This is a genomic window from Aeromonas sp. EERV15 (assembly GCF_900079845.1).
Lineage (GTDB): Bacteria > Pseudomonadota > Gammaproteobacteria > Enterobacterales > Aeromonadaceae > Aeromonas > Aeromonas sobria.
On the sequence record NZ_FKKY02000012.1, the window covers coordinates 121,164 to 141,990 of the forward strand.

Below are 20,827 nucleotides of genomic sequence, written 5' to 3' on the forward strand. Positions count from 1 at the left end.
AGTGATAGATAAAGGATGAAGCATGAGTATCTCATTTGACAGCGCCCTCGGCGTACACCCTTTTGCCCTCGATGTCAGGGCTGAGCGGGCGCGTATTCTGGCGGGAAATCTGGCCAACGTGGATACACCGGGCTACCTGGCTCGGGACGTAGATTATAAGACGATTCTGGGGCGTGTCGCGCAGCAAGTTGCTGCCGGTAACGAGAGTCAGGCCATCAGCCAGGGCGCCATGCGTGATGATATGCGTCATCCTCTCTACCGCATTCCTTATCAGGTCTCCATGGATGGCAACACGGCAGAGCTGGGGGTTGAGCAGGGTAAGTTTGCCAACAATGCCACCGATTTTCAGACCAGTCTCACTTTCCTCAATATGAAAATTACCGGGATCGCCAAGGCGATCGAGGGCCGTTAACCATGTCGTTTAACAAGATTTATGACATCGCCGGCAGCGCTATGCGTGCACAGACCGTGCGGCTGGATACCGTGGCTTCCAACCTGGCCAACGTGGATAGTGCAGCCGCCAGTGAAGATTCTGCTTTCCGTGCCATCAAGCCGGTATTTTCCACTCTCTATCAGAAGATTCAGGATACCGATGGCCTTGGGGCCGCATCGGTACAAGTGGCTGGCATCGTACAGTCTGACCGCCAGGTTGAGAAACGGCTGGAGCCGACCAACCCGATGGCCGATCAGGATGGCTTTGTTTACTACTCCAACGTCAACGTGGTGGAAGAGATGGCCGACATGATGAGTGCCTCTCGCGGTTTTGAAACTTCGGTTGAAGTGATCAACCGCATCAACAGCATGCAGCAGGGGTTGTTGCGTCTTGGTCAGGGAGCCTAAGCCATGAGTCTGCCGCAGATCAGTAGCCTGGATACAGCGCGTGGTACAGCTCAGACCACTGCCGACCCCAAGATAGCCAGCAATAACCTTGGCGCCACTCAGGGCGCCCAGGGTAACCAGAATGGTGGCATGCAACTGCGTAACGAATTCCTGCAGATGATGGTGGCGCAGATCCAGAACCAGGATCCCACCAATCCGCTGGATGGGGCCCAGTATGTCGCTCAGCTTGCCCAGTTCAGCATGGTAGAGGGGGTTGAAGGACTGAAGACGCTTCAGCTCCAGAGCAACACCAAGATGGATACCCAGCAGGTGTTGCAGAGTACCGCCTTGGTTGACAAAGAGGTCATGGTGCCGAGCAAAACCCTCAAGCAGCAACAAGAGCACAAGATCCGCGGCCAAATCGAGCTGCAAGGTGTGGCGGAACAGGTTGATCTCAAGGTGTATGACCAGCATGGCGTATTGGTGGCCAACAAGAGCTGGGGCGAGAGCAAGGCGGGTGAGCTGAATTATGAATTGCCCCCCCTTCCTGCCGGTGAATACAGCTTTGAGGTCAAGGCGTCGACTGGGAAGACCCAGGTGGCGACCAGGAATTATGTGGCAAGCAAGGTTGATCGTGTGAGCTTGCATACAGGTGAAATAATGCTGCAGGTTGCCGGCGTGGGCGATGTCCCGCTGTTCAGTGCAATCCAGTTCGGCAAATCAGCGTAATCAAAGAGGAGCGCACTGTGTCTTTCAGTATCGGATTAAGCGGCCTGCGCGCCGTAAACCAGGAATTGAGCATTATCAGTAACAACGTGGCCAACGCCAGCACCGCTGGCTTCAAATCCAGCCGTGCCGAATTTGCGGCAATTTACGGTGGTGGTCAGGCCGGCGGTGTTGAGATGAACAACGTCTCGCAGAATTTTGATCGAAATGGTGACATGACTCGCACCGGCCGCGGGCTGGACATGGCGATTTCGGGCAGCGGTTTTTTTGTGCTGAAAGATGGCAGTGGCCAGACATCCTACACTCGCGCAGGCATGTTCCAGCGCGATAACGCTAACTACCTGACCACTGCTGGTGGGGCGCGTCTGCAGGGCTATACCACGGACGATGCTGGCAAGCTGCAATCCGGTGTGGTCGGGGATATCCAGATCAAGGCAGGCAGTCTGCCAGCCAAACCATCCGATAAGCTGGAGTTTGTTGCCAACCTCAAAGCTGATGCCAGCATCATCCCGGCGGCCGCTACTTTTGATGCCAACAAGTCGGATACCTTCAGCTATTCCCAGTCCAGCAAGGTTTATGACTCGCTAGGGACTGAACATACCGTTACCCAATATTTTGTGAAAAAAGGGGCCAACGCCTGGAATGTTCACTACAGCTTTAATGGCACGGATGTGACGCCTGCAGCCGGTGCTGAAATGAAGTTCACCCCTAATGGCAAACTGGATACCGCTAACTCCACTATTCCAGCCACGTTGGCCCTGACCCCTGCGGGTGCATCGCCTATTGCGTTGCAACTGGATATGAGCCGGGTCAGCCAGTATGCCTCCGATTTCAATGCGACTCGTAACCAGTCCAACGGTTATACCGCCGGTGACTTGACCGGAGAGCGCGTCGCCGCCGATGGCAGTGTCTATGCGACATTCACCAACGGTCAGAGTCTGTTGCAGGGGCAGGTGGTGATGGCTAACTTTGCCAACCCCAATGGCCTGTTGCAGGCAAACAACACCTCCTGGCAGCAATCCTTCAGCTCTGGCCAACCGGTGCTGGGTGCTCCTGGAACAGGGACACTGGGCAAACTGACCGCCGGTGCTTACGAGAGCTCCAACGTGGATCTGACAGGTGAACTGGTGAGCCTGATGACATCTCAGCGCAACTATCAGGCTAACGCCAAGACCATCAGCTCGGCTGACAAGATGAGCCAGATCCTGTTCAACTCCTTCTAAGGGTAATCCGTGGAAAAGCTTATCTACACCGCCATGTCCGGGGCACAACATACCCTGATGGCTCAGCAAATTCGGGCGAATAACCTGGCCAACGTCAATACCGCCGGATTTCGTGCCGACTTTGAGCGGGTTTCTGCGTATGCCCTGACTGGAGATGGTTACCAGAGTCGGGTGATGGCCAGAGAAGAGATGGCAGGGACCAATTTCAAGGCTGGCGCCCTGATGCAGACCGGTCGCAAGCTGGATGTGGCGATTCGTGGCGAGGGCTTTCTTGCTGTGCAGACGCCGGATGGTAAAGAGGCCTATACCCGTGCGGGTAACCTGGAGGCGGATGCTGACGGGTTGTTGACCCTCAACGGTCGGCCGGTGCTGGGGGAAGGTGGCGAGCTGGTGCTCCCTGCTTATCGTGACATCAGTTTTGGCAAGGATGGCACCCTGAGCATCACTCCTCCGGGTGGTGGCGCCCGGCTCGATGTGGGCCGCCTGAAACTGGTCAATCCTGATCCTGCCGAACTGGTGAAAGGCCACGATGGTTTGTTCCGGATGCGCCAGGGAGAGGATGCCGAGGTCAGTGATCAGGTGGTGATGGCATCCGGCTTTCTGGAAGGGGCCAACGTTAATGCAGTGGATGAACTGGTCAGCAGCATGTCATTGACCCGTAATTTCGAACTGCAGGTCAAGCTGATGAAAGCGGCTGACGATCAGGCTCGTCAAGGGGCCAAGTTGATCTCCGGTCAGGGTTGATATTGATGGCATCGGGTCGACACCCGGTGTTTGGCCACGCCCTTGGGGACGAGGCTTGATGAACAAGGTGGAATCAAAGAATGCACGCAGCTTTATGGGTCAGTAAAACAGGTCTGTCGGCACAAGATGCCAAGATGGCCAGCATTTCCAACAACTTGGCCAACGTGAACACGGTCGGCTTCAAGCGCGATCGGGTGGCGTTTGAAGACCTCTTCTATCAGGTGCAGCGCCAGCCGGGTGCTCAGCAGGATCAGCAAAATCTGGCGCCTATCGGTATTCAGATGGGTAATGGTGTGCGGATTGTGGGCACCCAGAAGGTCTTCACCTCCGGTCAATTCCAGAACACCAACCAGGAGCTGGATATGGCGGTGGTCGGTGCCGGTTTCTTCGGGGTCGAGCGCCCGGATGGCGAGACTGCCTATACACGAAATGGCCAATGGCACCGCAATGCCGAGGGGCAGTTGGTCAATTCTGATGGCTTGCCCATGGTGCCGCAGATCCAGATCCCCGATAACGCCACCAAGATCTCCATCGGCACCGATGGTACCGTCAGCGCCTCGCTGCCGGGTCAGCAAGATAGCGTCGAGCTGGGCCGCATTACCTTGACCAACTTTGCCAATCCGGCGGGTCTTGAAGCGCTCGGTGGCAACCTTTACCGCGCGACGGGTGCTTCCGGTGAAGCGATTGAAGGTGTGCCGGGCGAGGAGGCGATGGGTGCCGTCAAGCAATTTGCGCTGGAGAGCTCCAACGTCAATGTGGTCGAGGAGATGGTCGACATGATCACTACCCAGCGGGCCTATGAGATGAATGCCAAGGTTGTCTCTGCCGCGGACCAGATGCTCAAGTTTGTCACTCAGGCTTTGTGATGATGAAGTCGATGCTGCGTTATATCTGGTTGGTACTGTTGCTGGGCGGCTGTGCCACTTATGAGCTGCAGGCGCCCGAGCCTGGCGATGAGAAGTGGGCACCTTCCCGGCCCAAGGTCGCAGCGGCTGCACAGGGAGAGGATGGTAGCCTCTATCGTGGCAACTATATGATGACCCTGTTTCAGGATCGGCGAGCTTATCGGATTGGTGACATTCTGACCGTGGTGCTGGAAGAGCGTACCCAGTCGAGCAAGAAAGCCAATACCAGCATGAGCAAGAACAGCAGCATGAATGTACCCACCCCCACTATTGGTGGTAAACAATACACCGATTTGGGGGCCTCCCTCAGTGCCGATCGGGATTTTGATGGTGGCGCAACTTCCAGTCAGCAAAATACTCTGGCTGGTTCCATCACTGTCACTGTCGCGGAAGTGATGCCCAATGGCGTACTGGGGATCCGAGGTGAGAAGTGGATCCGCCTCAATCAGGGGGATGAGTACATCCGGTTGGGCGGCATGGTACGGGTCGAGGATATTGACCAGAGCAACCGTATCTCGTCCCAGCGCATCGCCGATGCCCGCATTACCTATGCCGGTCGCGGTGCCCTCGCCGACAGCAACCAGATGGGGTGGCTGGGCCGCTTCTTTAGCTCGGCGTTTGCGCCATTTTGAGGATTCACATGAACAGATGGTTTATCGCCCTGCTGTGTCTCTGCCTGCCCTGGGTTAGTCAGGCCGCAGCACCGACCAAGCGAGCCTTGCTGGATATTGCCGATGTGCAGGGGCTGAGAACCAACCAGCTGGTTGGCTATGGTCTGGTGGTTGGTCTCTCTGGTACCGGTGATAAGAGCCAGGTCAAATTTACCGGTCAATCGATGGCCAACATGCTCAAGCAGTTTGGCGTGCAGTTGCCTGACGATCTCGATCCCAAGCTCAAGAACGTGGCGGCGGTTTCGGTGCAGGCGACACTGCCTGCATTGGCTGGCAAGGGGCAGTTGCTCGATGTGACAGTCACCTCGATTGGCGATGCCAAGAGCCTGCGCGGTGGTTCTCTGTTGTTGACCCCCCTGCGTGGTATCGACGGTGAAGTCTATGCCGTGGCGCAGGGCAATCTGGTTGTCGCCGGGGTGAAGGCGGAAGGGCAATCCGGATCATCGGTCACTATCAACGTGCCGACGGCCGGGATTATCCCCAACGGCGCCACCATTGAGCGAGAGGTGGTGAGCAATTTTGCCGAAAAGCCGGAAGTGACCCTCAATTTGCACCAACCCAACTTCAAGACCGCGCGCAATGTTGAGCGAGCGATCAATCACCAGTTGGGGCCGGTCGCCAGAGCGGTAAGCGCAGGCCGTATCCAGATTGCAGCGCCCAGAGATGAGAGCCAGCGTATCGCTTTTATGGCCCTGCTGGAGGATATCAAGGTCGATCCGGGCCAGGAGCGACCGAAAGTGGTCTTCAACAGTCGAACCGGTACCGTGGTGATGGGGCAGGGAGTCAAAGTGCACAAGGCTGCCGTTAGCCACGGTAGCCTGACGGTGACGATTGGCGAGAGCCAAACCGTCAGTCAGCCCAATGCCTTCTCCAATGGGCAGACCACCACGACGCCCAATTCCAAGATCCAGGTCGATCGGGAACGGAACAATATGTTTGTCTGGCCGGATGGCACCTCTTTGGAAGTGATCGTCAAGGCTGTCAACTCTCTCGGGGCAACGCCCGATGATGTCATGGCCATCTTGCAAGCGCTCAATGAGGCTGGTGCCCTTGAGGGTGAGCTGGTGGTTATTTAAGGACTCTCATGACCAGAATTAGCTCGGATCCTGGTTTTTATCAGGATCTCAATGAATTGCAGCAAATCAAAAACAACCCGGATCAGCGTGCGGCACTGGATGCTGCGGCTGGTCAGTTTGAAGTCAGCTTTCTGCAAACCGTGCTCAAGCATATGCGATCGGCTACCGATGCTCTGCAGGATGAAGACGACAAGATCATCAAGGGGCAATCCCTTTATCGCGACATGTATGACAGCCAACTGGCGATGAGCATGGTCAAGCGGGGCGGTATCGGACTGCGGGAGCAGATGGTCAACCAGCTGGCCCCTTCATTAAAGAATCCGGACGTGGCGGTCGCTTCAGAACAGCAGACCCTGGCTGCATTCAGCCAGCCTCTCAACTCGGCAAAAATGAAGAAGGTTGACTGATGTCACTGCTCAATATCGGCGCCAGCGGATTAAATGCAGCCCAGATTGCATTGAACCTGACCGCCCAGAATATCGCGAACGTCAATACCATCGGGTATAGCCGCCAGGAAGCCATGATGGGCAGTCTGTCCGGTTTCGGGCGATTGGATAATGGTGCTGGTGTCGAGGTGACAGGGGTGCGCAGGGTAACGGATGACTATCTTGTTACCCAGCATTGGCGTAGCCGTTCGGCCACCGGTTCTTCCTATGCTTTTCATCAATACATCAATACTACCGAGCAATTGCTAGGCAGTGAGTCCATGAATATTGCGAAAGGGCTCGACAGCTTTTTTGCCTCACTCAGCGCTGCGCTCGATAGCCCGGAAACTCCGGCACAACGCAGCCAGATCGTCAGCTCGGCCGGGGCGCTCGCCAACCGGTTTACCCAGCTTGACGAGAGCATGGTGACCCAGGAGAAGCAGATCGATGATCAGCTGAACAGCACTGTTTCCCAAGTTAACAGCTACTTGACACAGCTTGCTGAGCTGAACGTACAAATTGGCGATCAGACTGCCAAAGCGGTCAATACCGCGGCGCTGGAAGACAGTCGGGAACAGGTTGTGCGCGAGCTGTCAACCTATATGGAGGTGAGGGTAAATCGTCAAAGCGATGGCTCTTTTGCCCTCAGCCTGCCGCAAGGACAGCCGTTGGTTCTGGGTAGCAGCAGCAGCACCCTGACTCTCGCTGGCGATAAACTCAGCCTCGCATTTGGTGGCCAGACGTTTGAAGTGCCCAAATTGCACGGTGGTTCATTGGCTGGCGTAATGGATTATCGCGCTACCGTGCTGCGTCCGTTACGTAGTGAGCTGGATCAGATAGCCAAAAAGCTGGCTGATGACTTCAATGCCAAGCAAGCGACCGGACTTGATCTGAATGGTGCTGCGGGCAAGCCGCTGTTCTCTTACGACCCTCTTAACCCCTCTGGTTCGCTGCGAGTTGCCGCTGGTTTTTCCGGTAGCGATCTTGCCTTTGCCCAGGCCGGGGGTGGCAAGGGGGACAACCGCAACTTGCAGGATCTGCTGACCATAAAAGATAGCCAGTACAACGCATTCAGTGCGCTGCTGGGCAAGATGGCGGTACAGAGTGGTCAGGCCAAGGCGACCATGCAGGCCGATGCCAATATGGAAAAACAGATGGCGGCCAAGCTGAGTAGTGTTAGCGGTGTAAACACTGATGAGGAAGGGGTGAAGATCATGGCGTATACCAAGGCGTATCAGGCAAACGCCAAGGTGATCAGTACCTCCGAGCAGCTCTTCAACTCCATTCTGAACATGTTCTGAGAGTAATAACCATGCGGATAAGTACCAATCAAATCCAGCTCAGCATGCTCGACAATTTGCAGCATGGTTTCGGGGATTATGCCCGGCTGGATCGCCAGATTTCGACTCAAAAACGCATTCTTCAGCCATCAGATGATCCTGTGGCTAGTGTGCAGCTATTGGGGTTGCAGAAAGAGCAAGCTGCGATGGCGCAGTATCAGAAGAATATTGCCAATGCCAAGAGCCAGCTCTCCCAAGGGGAGTTGCAGCTCGATACCATGACTAACATGTTGATGCGGTTGCGTGAGTTGACCCAGACGGCGGCTACTGGCTCCCTGTCGGATGTTGATCGCAAGGCGGTCGCCAGCGAAGTTGTCATTATCAAGGATGGTCTGCTGGATTTGGCCAATGCCCGTAACGAAAGCGGCTCCAGCCTGTTTAGCGGTAGCAAGGTGGATCAGACGGCGCTTGTCAAGGTGACGGACCCGGCGGCGGCTGATTTCGGTAGTTACACGTACAAGGGTGATGCTCTGATTCGGGAAGTCGGCATTGCCAAAGGCGTAACAATTGGCTTGAACCAGACTGCCGATAAGCTGTTTCTGCAGCCGGACGATTTTTTCAAGCGACTCGATAGCATGGTGACGGCAATTAATGCCGCGGCACCTGATGCTGCCGATCAAGCTCGGGCTATGCTCGATCGCAGCCAGGCGCTGCAAGATAATATCAGTCAGGCGGTGAGCACTATCGGCGCCCGGATCAATCTGCTGGATCAGATTGATGAGAGTCATGCCGAGAAAGGAGTCTATAGCAAGGAAGTGAGCAACCAGATAGAGTCGCTGGATTATGCCGAGGCGGCGACCCGGCAGGCCCACGTCCTGATGGCATTACAGGTGCAGCAACAAGCTTTTGCCAAGGTTAATGGCCTGAGCTTGTTCAACTACATGCCGTAACGAGCGAAGGAGTCATGATGCAGGTCCAGCAAACCCGTCTTGGAAGCGTTGCAGAGCCGCAGGCAAAGCCCAAGTTGCAAGGCCGGCAGACCTCGCAGGCTCATCCCCAGGTTGCCAAAAAACAAGGCGAACGCCACCCCAATATTATCCGGATGGATAGATGGGCACTGGTCGGTGCTGCCCAGCAGCGCATTGCTCATGCTCAGGCAGGGGAGCAGGCGCTCAATCAGGTCTGGGGCGAACTGAAGCGGCTGGAGCGGCAATTGGGCCAGCGAGAGTTGGCAACCAATGATGTGGCGAATCGCTTGAAGATGCTGGAAGAGAAGGTGACTCAACCAAGAGGCCCCTTAACCTCCGAGCTCAAGCCCAGACTCCTTGCGTCATCCCAGGAGCTGCGCACCCAGTTCACTGCCGAGCATCTGGACCTGCTCAGTGCCAAAAATAGCGCCGAGCGGCTGGTTTTCTCCTTTCCCCAGAGCAACAGTGCGGTGGAAGTGACACTTCCGGCTGGTGCCCGGGATGGAGAGGTCGTTGCCAGACTCGATCAAGTGCTGCGCAAAGAACATATCCAGGCGAGGTTAAATGAGCTGGGCAAGCTGGAGTTGTCCGTCGCTGAGCCCCATCGCCGTAAACTGGAGGAGCCCGTACTGGTTCGCGGTGAAGGGATCCGTATCCCAGCTGGCAACCCGATCCCGGTGCAATTCAAGCCCAAATCCGGACAGCTAACTCGCATGGCCGAGGGGGTCACCAAGGGTGAGATCCGTCAGGAACAACAACGGCTGAAACGCGTGCTGGGGGAGATCGAACACTCGGTGCGCGAACTGAAGCAGTTTCGCCAGAAGATGGTGTTGCAACTGGACAAGGTCAAGGCGCGTAGCCAGAGCTTACAGCAAGATGAGTTGGCACAACTGCAATCTTCGCTCTCTGCACGGCTGTCGCAAGGGGGATATATGGGGACCATGTCCGGCCTGCTTGCACAGGCCAACGTCACCCGTCAGGGGGTGGTCGCCTTATTGACCTGATCACGTTTAGAGTGTTCGATACCAAGAAACCGCCCGACTTGTCTCGCGCGGTTTTTTTATTGGTAATCAGGTCAGTGGACAGTGCGTCGGGGGGGATTGAGGCGGGTTGCTTGCAGGGTGAGTGACAGTGCAGAAATAACCATCAGCAAAAGAAAAAAGATTTAATTTTCACGTGGCTATGGTCGTTTTCTAGGGGGGTCTACCCAAGCGCTGCCAGCGGCAGCATCCATTTCGAGGAAACGAAAATGAGTCTGTCAATTCACACCAACTTCGCCAACATGGTGACCCAAAACCAACTGACCTCTACCAACAAAATGGCCAGCACTGCCATGCAGCGTCTGGGTACTGGTCTGCGCATCAACTCTGCCGCTGACGATGCCGCCGGTCTGCAAATTGCCACCCGTCTGCAATCCCAGTCTAACAGCCAGAAAGTGGGCATGCGCAACGCCCAGGATGCCATCTCCATGATGCAGACAGCGGAAGGCGCCATGGACGAGATGACCAATATCGTTCAGCGGATGAAGGATCTGGCCACCCAGGCCGCCAACGGCACCAGCAGCAGCAAAGATATCGCCGCCATGAACGCCGAATTTGGCGAGCTGACCAAAGAGCTGCAGAACATCGCTGGTAATACCACCTTCGGTGGCGAAAATCTGCTGGACAAGACCGGTGGCAAATTTGCCAAGGGTGAAGTGACCTTCCAGATTGGTGGTTCTGATAGCGAGCGCCTGAATCTGAATATCGGCGACGCACTGAAGAAAGTGGTTGGTGGTGCAACAGTGAGTGCTGCCGATCAAACGAAATTGGATGCGGTTAAAACTTATAAAGATGACACCGCTGGTGCAGCCAAGACCCTGAAAGAAGCCAAAGCCGATTTGGTAACCAAAGAAGCTGCTTATCTGGCAGCCACTGGTGATGCGGCTAAAAAAACTGCTTATGAGACAGCACAAAACACCCTCAACACAGCGCAGACTGCATTTGATACTGGTTTGAAACCGTTGGCTGAGGCGACCTTTAATATAGGTTCTGGTCTGGATGCGGCTATTTTGGGCAATGGTCTGACTGATCAGAAATCTGCTCAGGCCGCCATGGGCAAGATGGAAGAGTTTATGCAGGATATCACCAGCGTCCGTTCCTCCCTAGGTGCCAATATCAACCGTCTGGAGCACACCGTAAACAACCTTTCCAACATGAAAGAGAATACCGATATCGCCAAGGGTCGCATCATGGATGCCGACTTCGCTACCGAAAGCACCAACATGACCAAGAACCAGATGTTGATGCAGGCGGGCATGTCTGTACTGACCAAGTCCAACGAAATGACCGGCATGGTCACCGGGCTGTTGCGCTAATCCCCCCCGGAAAAGGCCATCGCAACGATGGCCTTTTTTACACCGTGATCTGCTCGTTCAGCCAGCGCCAAATAGCGCGCGTATTTAATATTTTTTCGCGCTTGGTCGCTCTCTTGTGGGGTCACGTTAAAAGCTGCCAGTGGCAGCATCTATTTCGAGGAAACGAAAATGAGTCTGTCTATTCACACCAACTTCGCCAACATGGTCACCCAAAACCAACTGACCTCCACCAACAAGTTGGCCAGCACCGCCATGCAGCGTTTGGGTACCGGTCTGCGCATCAACTCTGCCGCTGACGATGCCGCCGGTCTGCAGATTGCTACCCGTCTGCAATCCCAGTCCAACAGCCAGAAAGTGGGCATGCGCAACGCCCAGGATGCCATCTCCATGATGCAGACTGCCGAAGGCGCCATGGACGAGATGACCAATATCGTTCAGCGTATGAAGGATCTGGCTACCCAGGCCGCCAACGGTACCAGCAGCGACAAAGATATCTCCGCCATGAACGCCGAATTTGGCGAGCTGACCAAAGAGCTGAAGAACATCGCTGGCAACACCACCTTCGGTGGCGAAAACCTGCTGGACAAGACCGGCGGTAAATTTGCCAAGGGTGAAGTGACCTTCCAGATTGGTGGCTCCGACACCGAGCGCCTTAATCTGGATATCGGCGATGCGCTGAAGAAAGTGGTGGGCGGTGCCCCCGTGAGCGCCGCAGATAAAACCAAACTGGATGCAATTAAATCCTATAAGGATGACTCTGCCACTGGCGGTACTGAGGCTAAGGATCTAAAAGCGAAAAAAGAGGCTTTGGCCGTAGAGGAGGCGAAAACTACTCCAGTTCCAGCAGACATTGCAACTGCAAAGACAAACCTTGAAGCAGCACAAAAAACCTATGATGAAGGTTTGAAAGTTGTAACCAAAGCTGCGATTGATGCTGGTACTGGTCTTGATGCGGGCATTTTGGAAAACGGTCTGACCGATCAGAAGTCTGCTCAGGTTGCGATGGGCAAAATGGAAGAGTTTATGCAGGATATCACCAGCGTCCGCTCCTCCCTGGGTGCCAATATCAACCGCCTGGAGCACACCGTAAACAACCTTTCCAACATGAAAGAGAACACCGATATCGCCAAGGGTCGCATCATGGATGCCGACTTCGCTACCGAAAGCACCAACATGACCAAGAACCAGATGTTGATGCAGGCGGGCATGTCTGTACTGACCAAGTCCAATGAAATGACCGGCATGGTCACCGGGCTGTTGCGTTAATAGATGATGGGCTGCCACCGCGACAGGTGGCAGCCTGTTTTATCGTTAGCCTGCCGGTTGGAAAGGCGAGAGCTGGTTTTTCCAACATGCAGGTGTTGCCGTATTTTTTTAGGAGCTGATATATGCAGGTCGATCCCGCCTCTGTTGCGATGCAAATGGTGGCCAATGAACGCAAAAATATGGACAAGTTGCTGAAAGGGCAGATGGCCACGGTCAAAGCGCAGCAAAGTTCACTGGCTTCTATCGACTCAAAGCTATCCAGTTTCCAAACCCTGCTGAAGGATTTGAACAAGCCTGCGTCACTGCAAGCACAGAAAGCCAGCCTCTCTCAGGAAGGCATCATGACGGTGACCAGCAATGGCAAGGCAACACCGGGCCAGTACAATTTTCAGGTCAATCAGTTGGCCCAGTCGCATCAATTCGGGGTGCAACTGGCGGATGAAAAAGCACCATTGCCAACCACCGGAAAAGTGTCGTTTACCGTAGATGGCAAGGCGTTCGCTATCGATTTGGCTACCTTGCCTGCGGGGTCGACAGCTCAGAGCCTGGTTTCTGCCATCAATGATGCGACGGATAATCCGGGGGTCAAGGCAAGCCTGATCCGCACGGATGGCAAGGTTAACCTGGTGCTGACCAGTAAAGATAGCGGGTTGGCCAAGGTGTTTACCCCTGTCTATGATGGCGACCCGGCGTCAGATTTCGGCAAGGCTTTTCTCGCCGGCAAGGTGATCACGCCAGGTCAGGACTCGATCATCAAGATGGGGGTGGGTACTAATGCGCTGGAGATCAAGTCGCCGACCAACAAGATTGAAAACGTGGTGGAAGGGCTAACGCTGGATCTCACCAAGGTGCAAAAGGCAACGGATGGCCCGATGCAGGTGACAGTGGGTTATGACAACGAAGCCGTGACGGGCTCCCTGAAAAAGTTTGTTGATAGCTACAACGAACTGCTGGAGCTGCTGAACAAGGAGACATCCACTGACCCCAAGAAAAAAGGGGTGCTGGCGTCAGATACGACGGTTCGTAGCCTGAAAGGAACGCTTGCCAATGGGGTGCGAAACCTGCCAGCAGGGATGACCCTGAGCCAGCTTGGTATCAAGACCGAAAAGTCAGGCAAGCTGGTCTTCAGCGAGACGGATTTCAAGAAGTCCATCGAGAAAGAGCCTGAGCTGTTGGGTAAGGCTCTGATGGGGGATAACGGTTTGCTCAAGCGGATGAGCAAGGTGCTTGATCCTTTCTCCAAGACTAATGGTGTGATGGCCACCCACAAGAGCACGCTGGAAGCCAATCAAAAGCGACTTGATGGTAAAATGGAGGCATTGGATAAACGCATGGAGTCTGTTTACAAGCGTTATCTCAATCAATTCAATACTATGAATCAGATGACACAGACCATGGAATCGTTTAGCAATTCCTTGGCCCAGATGTCTAAATCTTGAACCATCAACAGCGAGTGACCCATGTTTGAATCCGAAGATGGCTATGATGCCTATCGATTTGCCGCCACTGAAGCAAAGGCTGCCAGTGCTGATCCATACCAGCTTGTATTGATGCTGATGGATGGCCTGCTGGATGAGATGGCGCGTGCGGAAGGGCATATTCTGGCAAAGCAGTTTGAGCGTAAGGGATTGGCCATCAACAAGTGCATGCAGATCCTGGGTGGGCTGGACAGTGCTCTGGACATGGACAAAGGCGGCGATCTGGCGGTTAACTTGCATCGCCTCTACGACTACTGTGGCCAGAAGTTATTTGAAATCAGCGTCTCCAACAATATCGAAGGGTTTGCTGAGGTGCGTAAAATTCTGCAAGAGCTGAAAGAGGGTTGGGAAGCCATGGCGCACCACCCTCGTTAATACGGAAGTTCCGCTTCCTTCTCCAGAGCTATTACCCTCCATCAAGACCTTGAAATTTAATAAATATAGATCTGGCCCACTCTTTGCTTGTGGGCTAGTTCATCTTTTGGGGGCTTGCCATGTCAGTTATTGATCCCGCTTTGCGTGAAGCGGATGTGCAGACTCGCCAGCGTCAGCTATTGGGGTTGGGAACGCTGTTGCTACAACAGGCACAGGCTGGGCAGTGGGATGCCGTCCGGTTGACCGATAGTCGTTTCGCGCAATTTGTCTCTCAAGTGAGCCAAAACACCGAACTATGGATAGCATTGCGACCGGCGATTGAGCGGGTGCAAGTGCAATATCAACAGGCTTTTCAGCTATGTGAACAGGAGACCGCAATCCGGAAACAGGAGTGGCAACAACTGGCAGCCACTCGTGAAGGGTTGATGGCTTATGGTGAGGTGCAGGAATGGGATTAATTCAATTCGCCGGTTTTGAGGCGCTTCAGACCCACGATGTCGCTGCGCTTAATCGTCTGTCGGGGCAGTCTGGCAGTGAAGGGGAGCTGTATCAGCCGCTGGATGCGACGCTTGAGCCACTGGTGACACTGTCACTCCCCGAGCTTGCCGCTGACGACAGTACCGTCGATGAGGATAAGGCAGAGGATCCTTCGCAAGAAGATGCTGCCGTTGAGCAACTCCAGGCATTTACCCTCACTCCGCCCGTTCTTTCCAGGGCTGAAGAGACTGGATATCAAGGCTTTATGCTGAACCGTGCCGCCGTGACCACGGCAAGCAGTGAGAGCGGTTCAAAAATGGTTGTAGAGGGGAAGTTATCACCAGCTCTTCGCATGCTGATGGGGACGTCTATGTCAGCGGGAGAACCGCCTGCCGCCAGTAGCACTGAGTCGGTAGCTCCTGCATCTGCCCAGATGCTCTCCAGTTTGCTGGCCAAATCAAGTGGTCAAAGCGCAGAGGTGCTGGGGCGATTCAGTTTGTCTGCGGTGGCCGGTATTGATCCAGGCGCTCCACTCGACGCCAAAGTGGGGGAGAGCTCGTTGCCAGATACCCGTCATCTGCTTGCTGGTCAACTGTCACCTCAGGTGTCCCGGACTGCGGAGTATCAGTGGGCCCCTGCCCGCCTGTCTGACAATCAGACTCAGTGGGGACAGCAATTGGTGGATTTGTTGCGTGACAAGGTCGAGTTGCAGGTCAATCAACAGGTGAAACAGGCTCATATCCGGCTGGACCCGCCAGAGTTGGGGCGGCTGGAGTTGACCGTCAAGCTCGATGGTGACCGACTCAATGTCCAGTTGAACGTGACCAACCCGGCAGTACGTGATGCATTGATCCAGTCAATGGAGCGTTTGCGCATGAGCCTGGCTCCCCATCATGCCGGTGGGGTGGAGGTCAATGTGGGGCAGGGAGGGGAGCAGGGACAGCAAGATCGGTGGCAGCAGGAGAAGATTCTGGCTGGCCGTCGTCAGTGGCAGGATGAGCCGGATTCCCAATGGGCGACAGTGCACGACTGGCTCAATACCCTGGTCTGATTTTTAACCCGTAATAGCGAGAGTGGTTTTACATTATGCGGCGTGTCATGAAGTGGTTGATGGTTGTCGTCATTGCCCTGTGCCTGCTGGTTTTGCTGGCATATGGGGCCTGGTTGAAACGAGATGTGATTGAGGTTTGGTTGGGATTGGCAGAGCCAAAGCCAGAGTTGAGCAGTACTCCGCTATTCAAGCCGATGGAACGCTTTGTCATCAGTCTGGAAGGGGGGGAACAATCCCATTATCTGGTACTGGAGTTGGCACTGGTGACCTACAACCCGGCACAGGTTGCCAAGCTGGATGAGCTGACACCCCTGATCCGTAACGCCATGGTGCAGTATTTTAGCCACCGCTCCCATGATGACGTAAAAGTTGAGCTGCAGAACATCTCCAAACTGCAGACCTCTCTGCGCGATAAGCTGGTAACCACTGTGCAGGGATATGGTTATAAACCCTATCTGGATGAAGTGCTCATCACTAAGGTACTGGTACAGTAATTACCATATGACTGATTCTGCTTGGGATTCTCAACAAGAGTTCGCTGATACGCCGCCAATTCCCCGTATGGGTGAGCAGGCTGTTATTACTCGTTATTTGCCCCTGGTTAAACGTGCTGCATGTCACCTGCGTAGTCAGGTCAGTGCCTGTTTTGATCAGGAGGATATGGAGCAGGTAGGCATGATGGGGCTGCTGGAGGCCTGGCGCCGATATGACAGCGAGCCCGATGCCCAGTTCGAAAGTTACGCCTTCAAACGGGTTCGTGGCGCCATGCTCGATGAGTTGCGCCGCCTGGATTGGCGACCACGTCAGTTGCGACAGCAGGTACATGGCCATAATCAGGTGCAGCGTGAACTGCACAACCGGCTTGGTCGCGCGCCCTCAGAACAAGAACTTGCCGCAGCACTCGATTGCTCGGTGGAAGAGGTGCGCCAGCTGTCCTATGCCAGCCAGGCTGAAGCACTGCAGAGTCTGGAAGAGTGGCTGGAGAATGGTGGCAAGGCGCCGACCACCGAGTCTGATGATGTTGATCTGGCGATGACCATCAGCAAGGTGCTGGCCACTCTGGATAAGCGTGAACAGTTGCTGCTCTCTCTGTATTACCAACAAGAGCTCAACATGAAAGAGATAGCACTGGTGCTTGGATTAACCGAGTCCCGGGTTTGTCAGCTGCACAAGCAGTGTGTGCTTCAGCTAAAGCAACGATTGGTCGACTCCATATAGTAGTGCTTCACCCTCATTGGTGAGTCTTCTTGTATTGTGCGGGAGCATTCATGCAAAAACAGATTGGCATCGGCGTCATTTTTATATGTGTGCTGGGCGGTTTCATGATGGCTGGCGGACGGTTGATTGCCTTATGGCAGCCCTCCGAGTTGATCATCATTATTGGTGCTGCAGTGGGTTCCATGTTTCTGGGCAACTCGAAAGAGGTGATGCACGAAATGTGGGTGCAGGTGAAAATGTGCTTCAAGCCCAACAAAGAAGAGAACGAGGTCTATCGCGAGCTGTTGACCCTGATGCATCAACTGCTTGAAGAGACGCGCAACAAAGGGATGAAAGCGCTCGATGAGCATATCGAGAATCCCCAGCAGAGCTCGGTCTTTCTCATGTATCCCCAGATCTCTGAAGATCCCCAACTGCTTGGTTTCATTATCGATAACCTGCGCCTGCTCGGGATGGGCAAGATCACCCCCCATGAACTGGATACCGTGCTGGAGCAGGAGATCATGGCCATTGAAGAGGACATGCTCAAACCGGCCCATGCATTGCACAAAACCGGTGAGGCCTGTCCGGGCTTCGGTATTCTGGCTGCGGTGATGGGGATTATCATCACCATGCAGCAGCTGGATGGCCCCCTTAGCAATATCGGTGTCCATGTGGCAGCTGCGCTGGTTGGTACCTTTATCGGTATTTTCCTCTGCTACTGCTTGTTGGAGCCTATCAGCAACGCTATGGAGGAGATGGTCAAGCGCCGTATCGGTCTGTTGATGTGCATCAAGTCGATCCTGATTGCCCAGTTGCGTGGCAAGACACCACTGCTGGCTGTCGACTCCGGACGCAAGATCCTGGAGCCGGATGTCAAACCCAGCTTCCTTGAACTGGAAGATTGGGTGAACAACAGGGCGATGTAATGCGTAATCATGAACAGATTATCGTCAAGCGCCAGCAGCGTCGTAATAATGGTCCCAAAGGCGGCGGCGCTTGGAAAGTTGCCTTTGCTGACTTCACCCTGGCCATGATGGCTTTTTTCATGGTGTTGTGGATCCTGGCTGTCTCCAATCAGGAGGAGCGGGAAATCGTTGCCAGTCGTCTGCGCGACTACAGCATCATGGACAATGAAACGAATCCCTTTGACATCCGAAACAGCCCTTATCCCGTCGATTTGGGCGGCAATCCCTCTGTTCTAGATGAGCTCAACCCCAAATTTGATCAGCAAGGGCAGATGATGCCCAAGCATATGGATCGCCTTCAGAGCATCTTCTCTGATGGACCCGGCGGAGGATATGAAAATCTGCTGGTCGGCAAGCTCGAAGGTGAAGCCCAGATGAAGCAGCTTGCCGGATTTATCAATGATCTGGCGAAACAAATGCAGGCGAACAACAACCTTGAAATACAGATTGTTCCCCAAGGGTTGCGTGTTCTGATCCGTGATGATGCCGACCGAGAAATGTATAGCCGTGGCAGTGCGCGTATTACCCCCTTTTTCCGTCATCTGCTGATGGCGTTGGCACCGATATTCCAGCGCATAGAAAATCGGGTCATGATTTCGGGCCATACCGACAGCACCCCGTTTGCCGGTGACAACTACAGCAACTGGGAACTCTCGTCAGACCGCGCCATGATGGCTAGGCGCGTGCTGCAGGCGGGTGGCATGCCACCTGAACGGGTCGGGCAGGTTGTCGCGATGGCGGATACCATGCTGGACGATACCCAGAATCCCCAGGGCAGCAGTAATCGGCGCATTGAATTGCTGATCATGACCACCCAGGCTGAAACCAATCTGGAGCAACTTTTCAGCTCCCAAACGCAAGCGGCAGCCACCCATGCCAAGGAGATGATTTCCCATGGACAACCCTGAGATCGAGTTTCCGGTGCATACCTCGCACAATGATCCACGTCGAAAGGTACCGCGCTGGTATCTGCATGATGGTACAACTCCGCTTGAGTCACAAAGCTGTGGAATCGCTGCACGTATGCTGATTTCAGGTGTGTTGTTTGACAAAAGCATTGGCCGTGCCGTGATCAAGGATATTGGTCCGGGAGGGGTCGGATTTCTTGCTCCAGCTCGCTTTATGTTACCGGACACGGTGACACTTTCTCTGTCGCGACAGACAGTGTTGGAGTGTCACATCACGCATCGTCGAGTTATAGGTCAGCACCTTTGCTTTTATGGTGCTCGCTGGTCTGATCCGCAAGAGGTTGATTTAGGACCAATATTGAGTCAGTGGCGCCACTGTTTCATGGTACCGCAATCAGCGGTCGCTTCTGCTCCATCCCAAGCGGATCAGGCAAGCGTTCCAGCCTGATCTCGCCCCGGCTCATATCAAGCCCTCTGGCTGCTTTGAGTAACAGGGGGTCGTGCAGACTGTCCAGTGAGACCGCTTTGACAATAGCGGTCGCCCCCTTCTTCTGGCTGGCGGTGGGAGCCTTACCCTTGCTGTAGACGATCGGGCAATTGACTATCCCTGGCGCGGTAGGGAGTTGCCAAGCCGGATTCCAGCGGCTGGCCTCATTCATGGAGACGCCCTTCGCCTGAGCCCACGCGGGCAGGGAACAGCCATCTGGATGACGAAAAATTTGCAAATCACTGCCGCTTTGCCACGGCGGAAGCTGAAACTGATAGCTATCAGCCATATCGAGTAGTCTTGCCAGCGCGACAAAGCGCGCGACATAAAAGCGGGTTTCAGTCGGAAGCTCCAGTTCCCATACATTGCGTGTCCCCGCTTTCAAAACTGCATTGAGTACCCGTCCTTCTCCCGCGTTATAGGCGGCCAAAGCAAGCAACCAGTCATTGCCAAAGAAGCGATAAAGCCATGCCAGATAGGAAAGGGCTGCCTCTGTCGCTAATGGCAGTGAATAGCGGCCATCAAATTCGCTGGTGATGGGAACGGCAAATCGGGTGGCGGTATCGGGCATTAGCTGCCAAGGGCCTGCCGCGCCAGCAGAAGAGACCACATCCAGCCGGTAACTGCTTTCCAGCAAAGGAACAAAGGCAAGCAAAGGAGGCAGTTTGCGTTCGTGAACCTGCTCCGCGACCCAGCGAATAACGGGTTGTGTCTCCGCGAGGCGTTGCTGCAGATAAGGACGCTGCTTAAGCAAGAATTGCTGCTGTTGGCTGACCAAATCGGCACCTTTTCCCTGAATCGGGATAGGGAAACCTGCCTGCCAGTGATAATTGTGATAAGCATGGCAAGATGTTGATATCATTAACATCCCGCTCAGTAGCAAAAAAATGAGTCTGGTCATGGGGCAATTGTTGAGCAAGGATCGCGCAATAATAAAAACATGATATATCTCAACAGTTTTTTGAATTTAAGGTCGTCTGATCATGTGTAATCCAGGATGTAGCAAGCATGATAACACGAGTAAAAAAGAGCCCAAATTCGGGTAAAGCGATTCAGAAGTTTTTGCTGTATCTGATACTCGCCAATTTCATTCTGATGGGCTTGTACATTGGTTACGCCCAAGAGCTGACATTTGCCACCAATATTCTGCTGACATCCCTGCTGATTATTTACAATTTGTTGCTCTGTCAGCTGGTTTCTCTGCGTGCGCGCCGTTCGAAAGATGGTTACATCATCTATCCAGTGATATGTGTTAGTATCTTGCTATGTGCAGTGGTATTGTTCCGTTTCATAATATTGCCTAAATAACTGATCCTAATAGTGCTACACCTTCGCTGTGCCATAGCCATTCCCCGGGAAAGGAGACACGGTATCCATGAAGTGTTTCACTCGGGCCAGCAGGTTGGCCATCCCTCTGCATTGATGAT

Annotated in this window: 23 protein-coding genes; 22 read left to right on the forward strand and 1 reads right to left on the reverse strand. The window is 54.3% G+C overall.

Annotated features, from left to right (window positions below; all coding sequences use genetic code 11):
* Positions 1–22 precede the first annotated feature (22 nt).
* The 22 genes from lfgB (at position 23) to lafU (ending at position 18,913) form a co-directional block, all read left to right on the forward strand.
* Positions 23–412, forward strand: coding sequence for a lateral flagellar basal body rod protein LfgB (lfgB, locus tag BN4575_RS12470; RefSeq protein WP_068978388.1), 390 nt, complete (start codon positions 23–25; stop codon positions 410–412).
* Between the two features lie 2 nt (positions 413–414).
* Positions 415–840, forward strand: coding sequence for a lateral flagellar basal body rod protein FlgCL (flgCL, locus tag BN4575_RS12475; protein WP_068978389.1), 426 nt, complete (start codon positions 415–417; stop codon positions 838–840).
* A 3-nt stretch (positions 841–843) separates the two neighbouring features.
* A complete protein-coding gene (locus BN4575_RS12480; RefSeq protein WP_068978390.1) occupies positions 844–1,548 on the forward strand; it encodes a flagellar hook assembly protein FlgD in 705 nt (234 codons plus the stop codon).
* 17 nt (positions 1,549–1,565) lie between these two features.
* Positions 1,566–2,768 (forward strand): lateral flagellar hook protein FlgEL, encoded by a 1,203-nt coding sequence (gene flgEL, locus BN4575_RS12485; RefSeq protein ID WP_068978391.1) that lies wholly within the window; start codon positions 1,566–1,568, stop codon positions 2,766–2,768.
* A gap of 9 nt (positions 2,769–2,777) precedes the next feature.
* The gene (lfgF, locus tag BN4575_RS12490) at positions 2,778–3,512 is read left to right on the forward strand and encodes a lateral flagellar basal-body rod protein LfgF (RefSeq protein ID WP_068978392.1); all 735 of its coding nucleotides are present in this window, start codon (positions 2,778–2,780) and stop codon (positions 3,510–3,512) included.
* 80 nt (positions 3,513–3,592) lie between these two features.
* Complete coding sequence (lfgG, locus tag BN4575_RS12495) at positions 3,593–4,378, forward strand: lateral flagellar basal-body rod protein LfgG (protein WP_068978393.1); 786 nt, start codon at positions 3,593–3,595, stop codon at positions 4,376–4,378.
* Positions 4,378–5,049, forward strand: coding sequence for a flagellar basal body L-ring protein FlgH (flgH, locus tag BN4575_RS12500; RefSeq protein WP_068978394.1), 672 nt, complete (start codon positions 4,378–4,380; stop codon positions 5,047–5,049). Before lfgG ends, flgH begins: the two co-directional genes overlap by 1 nt.
* Positions 5,050–5,057: 8 nt before the next feature.
* Positions 5,058–6,164 carry a lateral flagellar basal body P-ring FlgIL gene (gene fgIL, locus BN4575_RS12505; protein ID WP_068978395.1) on the forward strand — a complete coding sequence of 369 codons (1,107 nt, stop codon included), beginning with the start codon at positions 5,058–5,060 and terminating at the stop codon, positions 6,162–6,164.
* A gap of 8 nt (positions 6,165–6,172) precedes the next feature.
* Positions 6,173–6,571 (forward strand): rod-binding protein, encoded by a 399-nt coding sequence (locus BN4575_RS12510; RefSeq protein ID WP_068978396.1) that lies wholly within the window; start codon positions 6,173–6,175, stop codon positions 6,569–6,571.
* Positions 6,571–7,890 (forward strand): lateral flagellar hook-associated protein LfgK, encoded by a 1,320-nt coding sequence (gene lfgK, locus BN4575_RS12515; protein WP_068978397.1) that lies wholly within the window; start codon positions 6,571–6,573, stop codon positions 7,888–7,890. The genes BN4575_RS12510 and lfgK overlap by 1 nt, the downstream gene beginning before the upstream one ends.
* Positions 7,891–7,901: 11 nt before the next feature.
* On the forward strand, positions 7,902–8,819 hold the full coding sequence (gene lfgL / locus BN4575_RS12520; protein WP_068978398.1) for a lateral flagellar hook-associated protein LfgL: 918 nt from the start codon (positions 7,902–7,904) through the stop codon (positions 8,817–8,819).
* 17 nt (positions 8,820–8,836) lie between these two features.
* Complete coding sequence (locus BN4575_RS12525; protein WP_068978399.1) at positions 8,837–9,841, forward strand: hypothetical protein; 1,005 nt, start codon at positions 8,837–8,839, stop codon at positions 9,839–9,841.
* A 245-nt stretch (positions 9,842–10,086) separates the two neighbouring features.
* Entirely contained in the window at positions 10,087–11,193 is a 1,107-nt protein-coding gene (locus tag BN4575_RS12530; protein ID WP_068978400.1) for a flagellin N-terminal helical domain-containing protein, read from the forward strand.
* 168 nt (positions 11,194–11,361) lie between these two features.
* Complete coding sequence (locus BN4575_RS22450; protein WP_083221034.1) at positions 11,362–12,459, forward strand: flagellin N-terminal helical domain-containing protein; 1,098 nt, start codon at positions 11,362–11,364, stop codon at positions 12,457–12,459.
* 122 nt (positions 12,460–12,581) lie between these two features.
* A complete protein-coding gene (gene lafB, locus BN4575_RS12545; RefSeq protein WP_068978401.1) occupies positions 12,582–13,898 on the forward strand; it encodes a lateral flagellar capping protein LafB in 1,317 nt (438 codons plus the stop codon).
* Between the two features lie 21 nt (positions 13,899–13,919).
* Positions 13,920–14,312, forward strand: a complete 393-nt coding sequence (gene lafC / locus BN4575_RS12550) for a lateral flagellar export chaperone LafC (RefSeq protein ID WP_068978402.1) — start codon at positions 13,920–13,922, stop codon at positions 14,310–14,312.
* A gap of 119 nt (positions 14,313–14,431) precedes the next feature.
* Positions 14,432–14,770, forward strand: coding sequence for a LafX (locus tag BN4575_RS12555; RefSeq protein ID WP_068978403.1), 339 nt, complete (start codon positions 14,432–14,434; stop codon positions 14,768–14,770).
* Positions 14,761–15,840, forward strand: coding sequence for a flagellar hook-length control protein FliK (locus BN4575_RS12560; RefSeq protein WP_068978404.1), 1,080 nt, complete (start codon positions 14,761–14,763; stop codon positions 15,838–15,840). Before BN4575_RS12555 ends, BN4575_RS12560 begins: the two co-directional genes overlap by 10 nt.
* A 59-nt stretch (positions 15,841–15,899) precedes the next feature.
* Positions 15,900–16,334 carry a lateral flagellar basal body-associated protein LafF gene (gene lafF / locus BN4575_RS12565; protein WP_275066030.1) on the forward strand — a complete coding sequence of 145 codons (435 nt, stop codon included), beginning with the start codon at positions 15,900–15,902 and terminating at the stop codon, positions 16,332–16,334.
* Positions 16,335–16,341: 7 nt separating this feature from the next.
* Positions 16,342–17,058, forward strand: a complete 717-nt coding sequence (gene lafS / locus BN4575_RS12570; protein ID WP_068978406.1) for a lateral flagellar system RNA polymerase sigma factor LafS — start codon at positions 16,342–16,344, stop codon at positions 17,056–17,058.
* A 50-nt stretch (positions 17,059–17,108) separates the two neighbouring features.
* Positions 17,109–17,966, forward strand: coding sequence for a lateral flagellar motor stator protein LafT (gene lafT, locus BN4575_RS12575; protein WP_068978407.1), 858 nt, complete (start codon positions 17,109–17,111; stop codon positions 17,964–17,966).
* Entirely contained in the window at positions 17,966–18,913 is a 948-nt protein-coding gene (gene lafU, locus BN4575_RS12580) for a lateral flagellar motor protein LafU (RefSeq protein WP_068978408.1), read from the forward strand. The genes lafT and lafU overlap by 1 nt, the downstream gene beginning before the upstream one ends.
* A 380-nt stretch (positions 18,914–19,293) precedes the next feature.
* Here the strand turns inward: lafU and BN4575_RS12585 are convergent, their stop codons facing one another.
* Positions 19,294–20,301: a lytic transglycosylase domain-containing protein gene (locus BN4575_RS12585; protein WP_256028961.1), complete on the reverse strand. Its 1,008-nt coding sequence runs from the start codon at positions 20,299–20,301 to the stop codon at positions 19,294–19,296.
* Between the last annotated feature and the right edge of the window lie 526 nt (positions 20,302–20,827).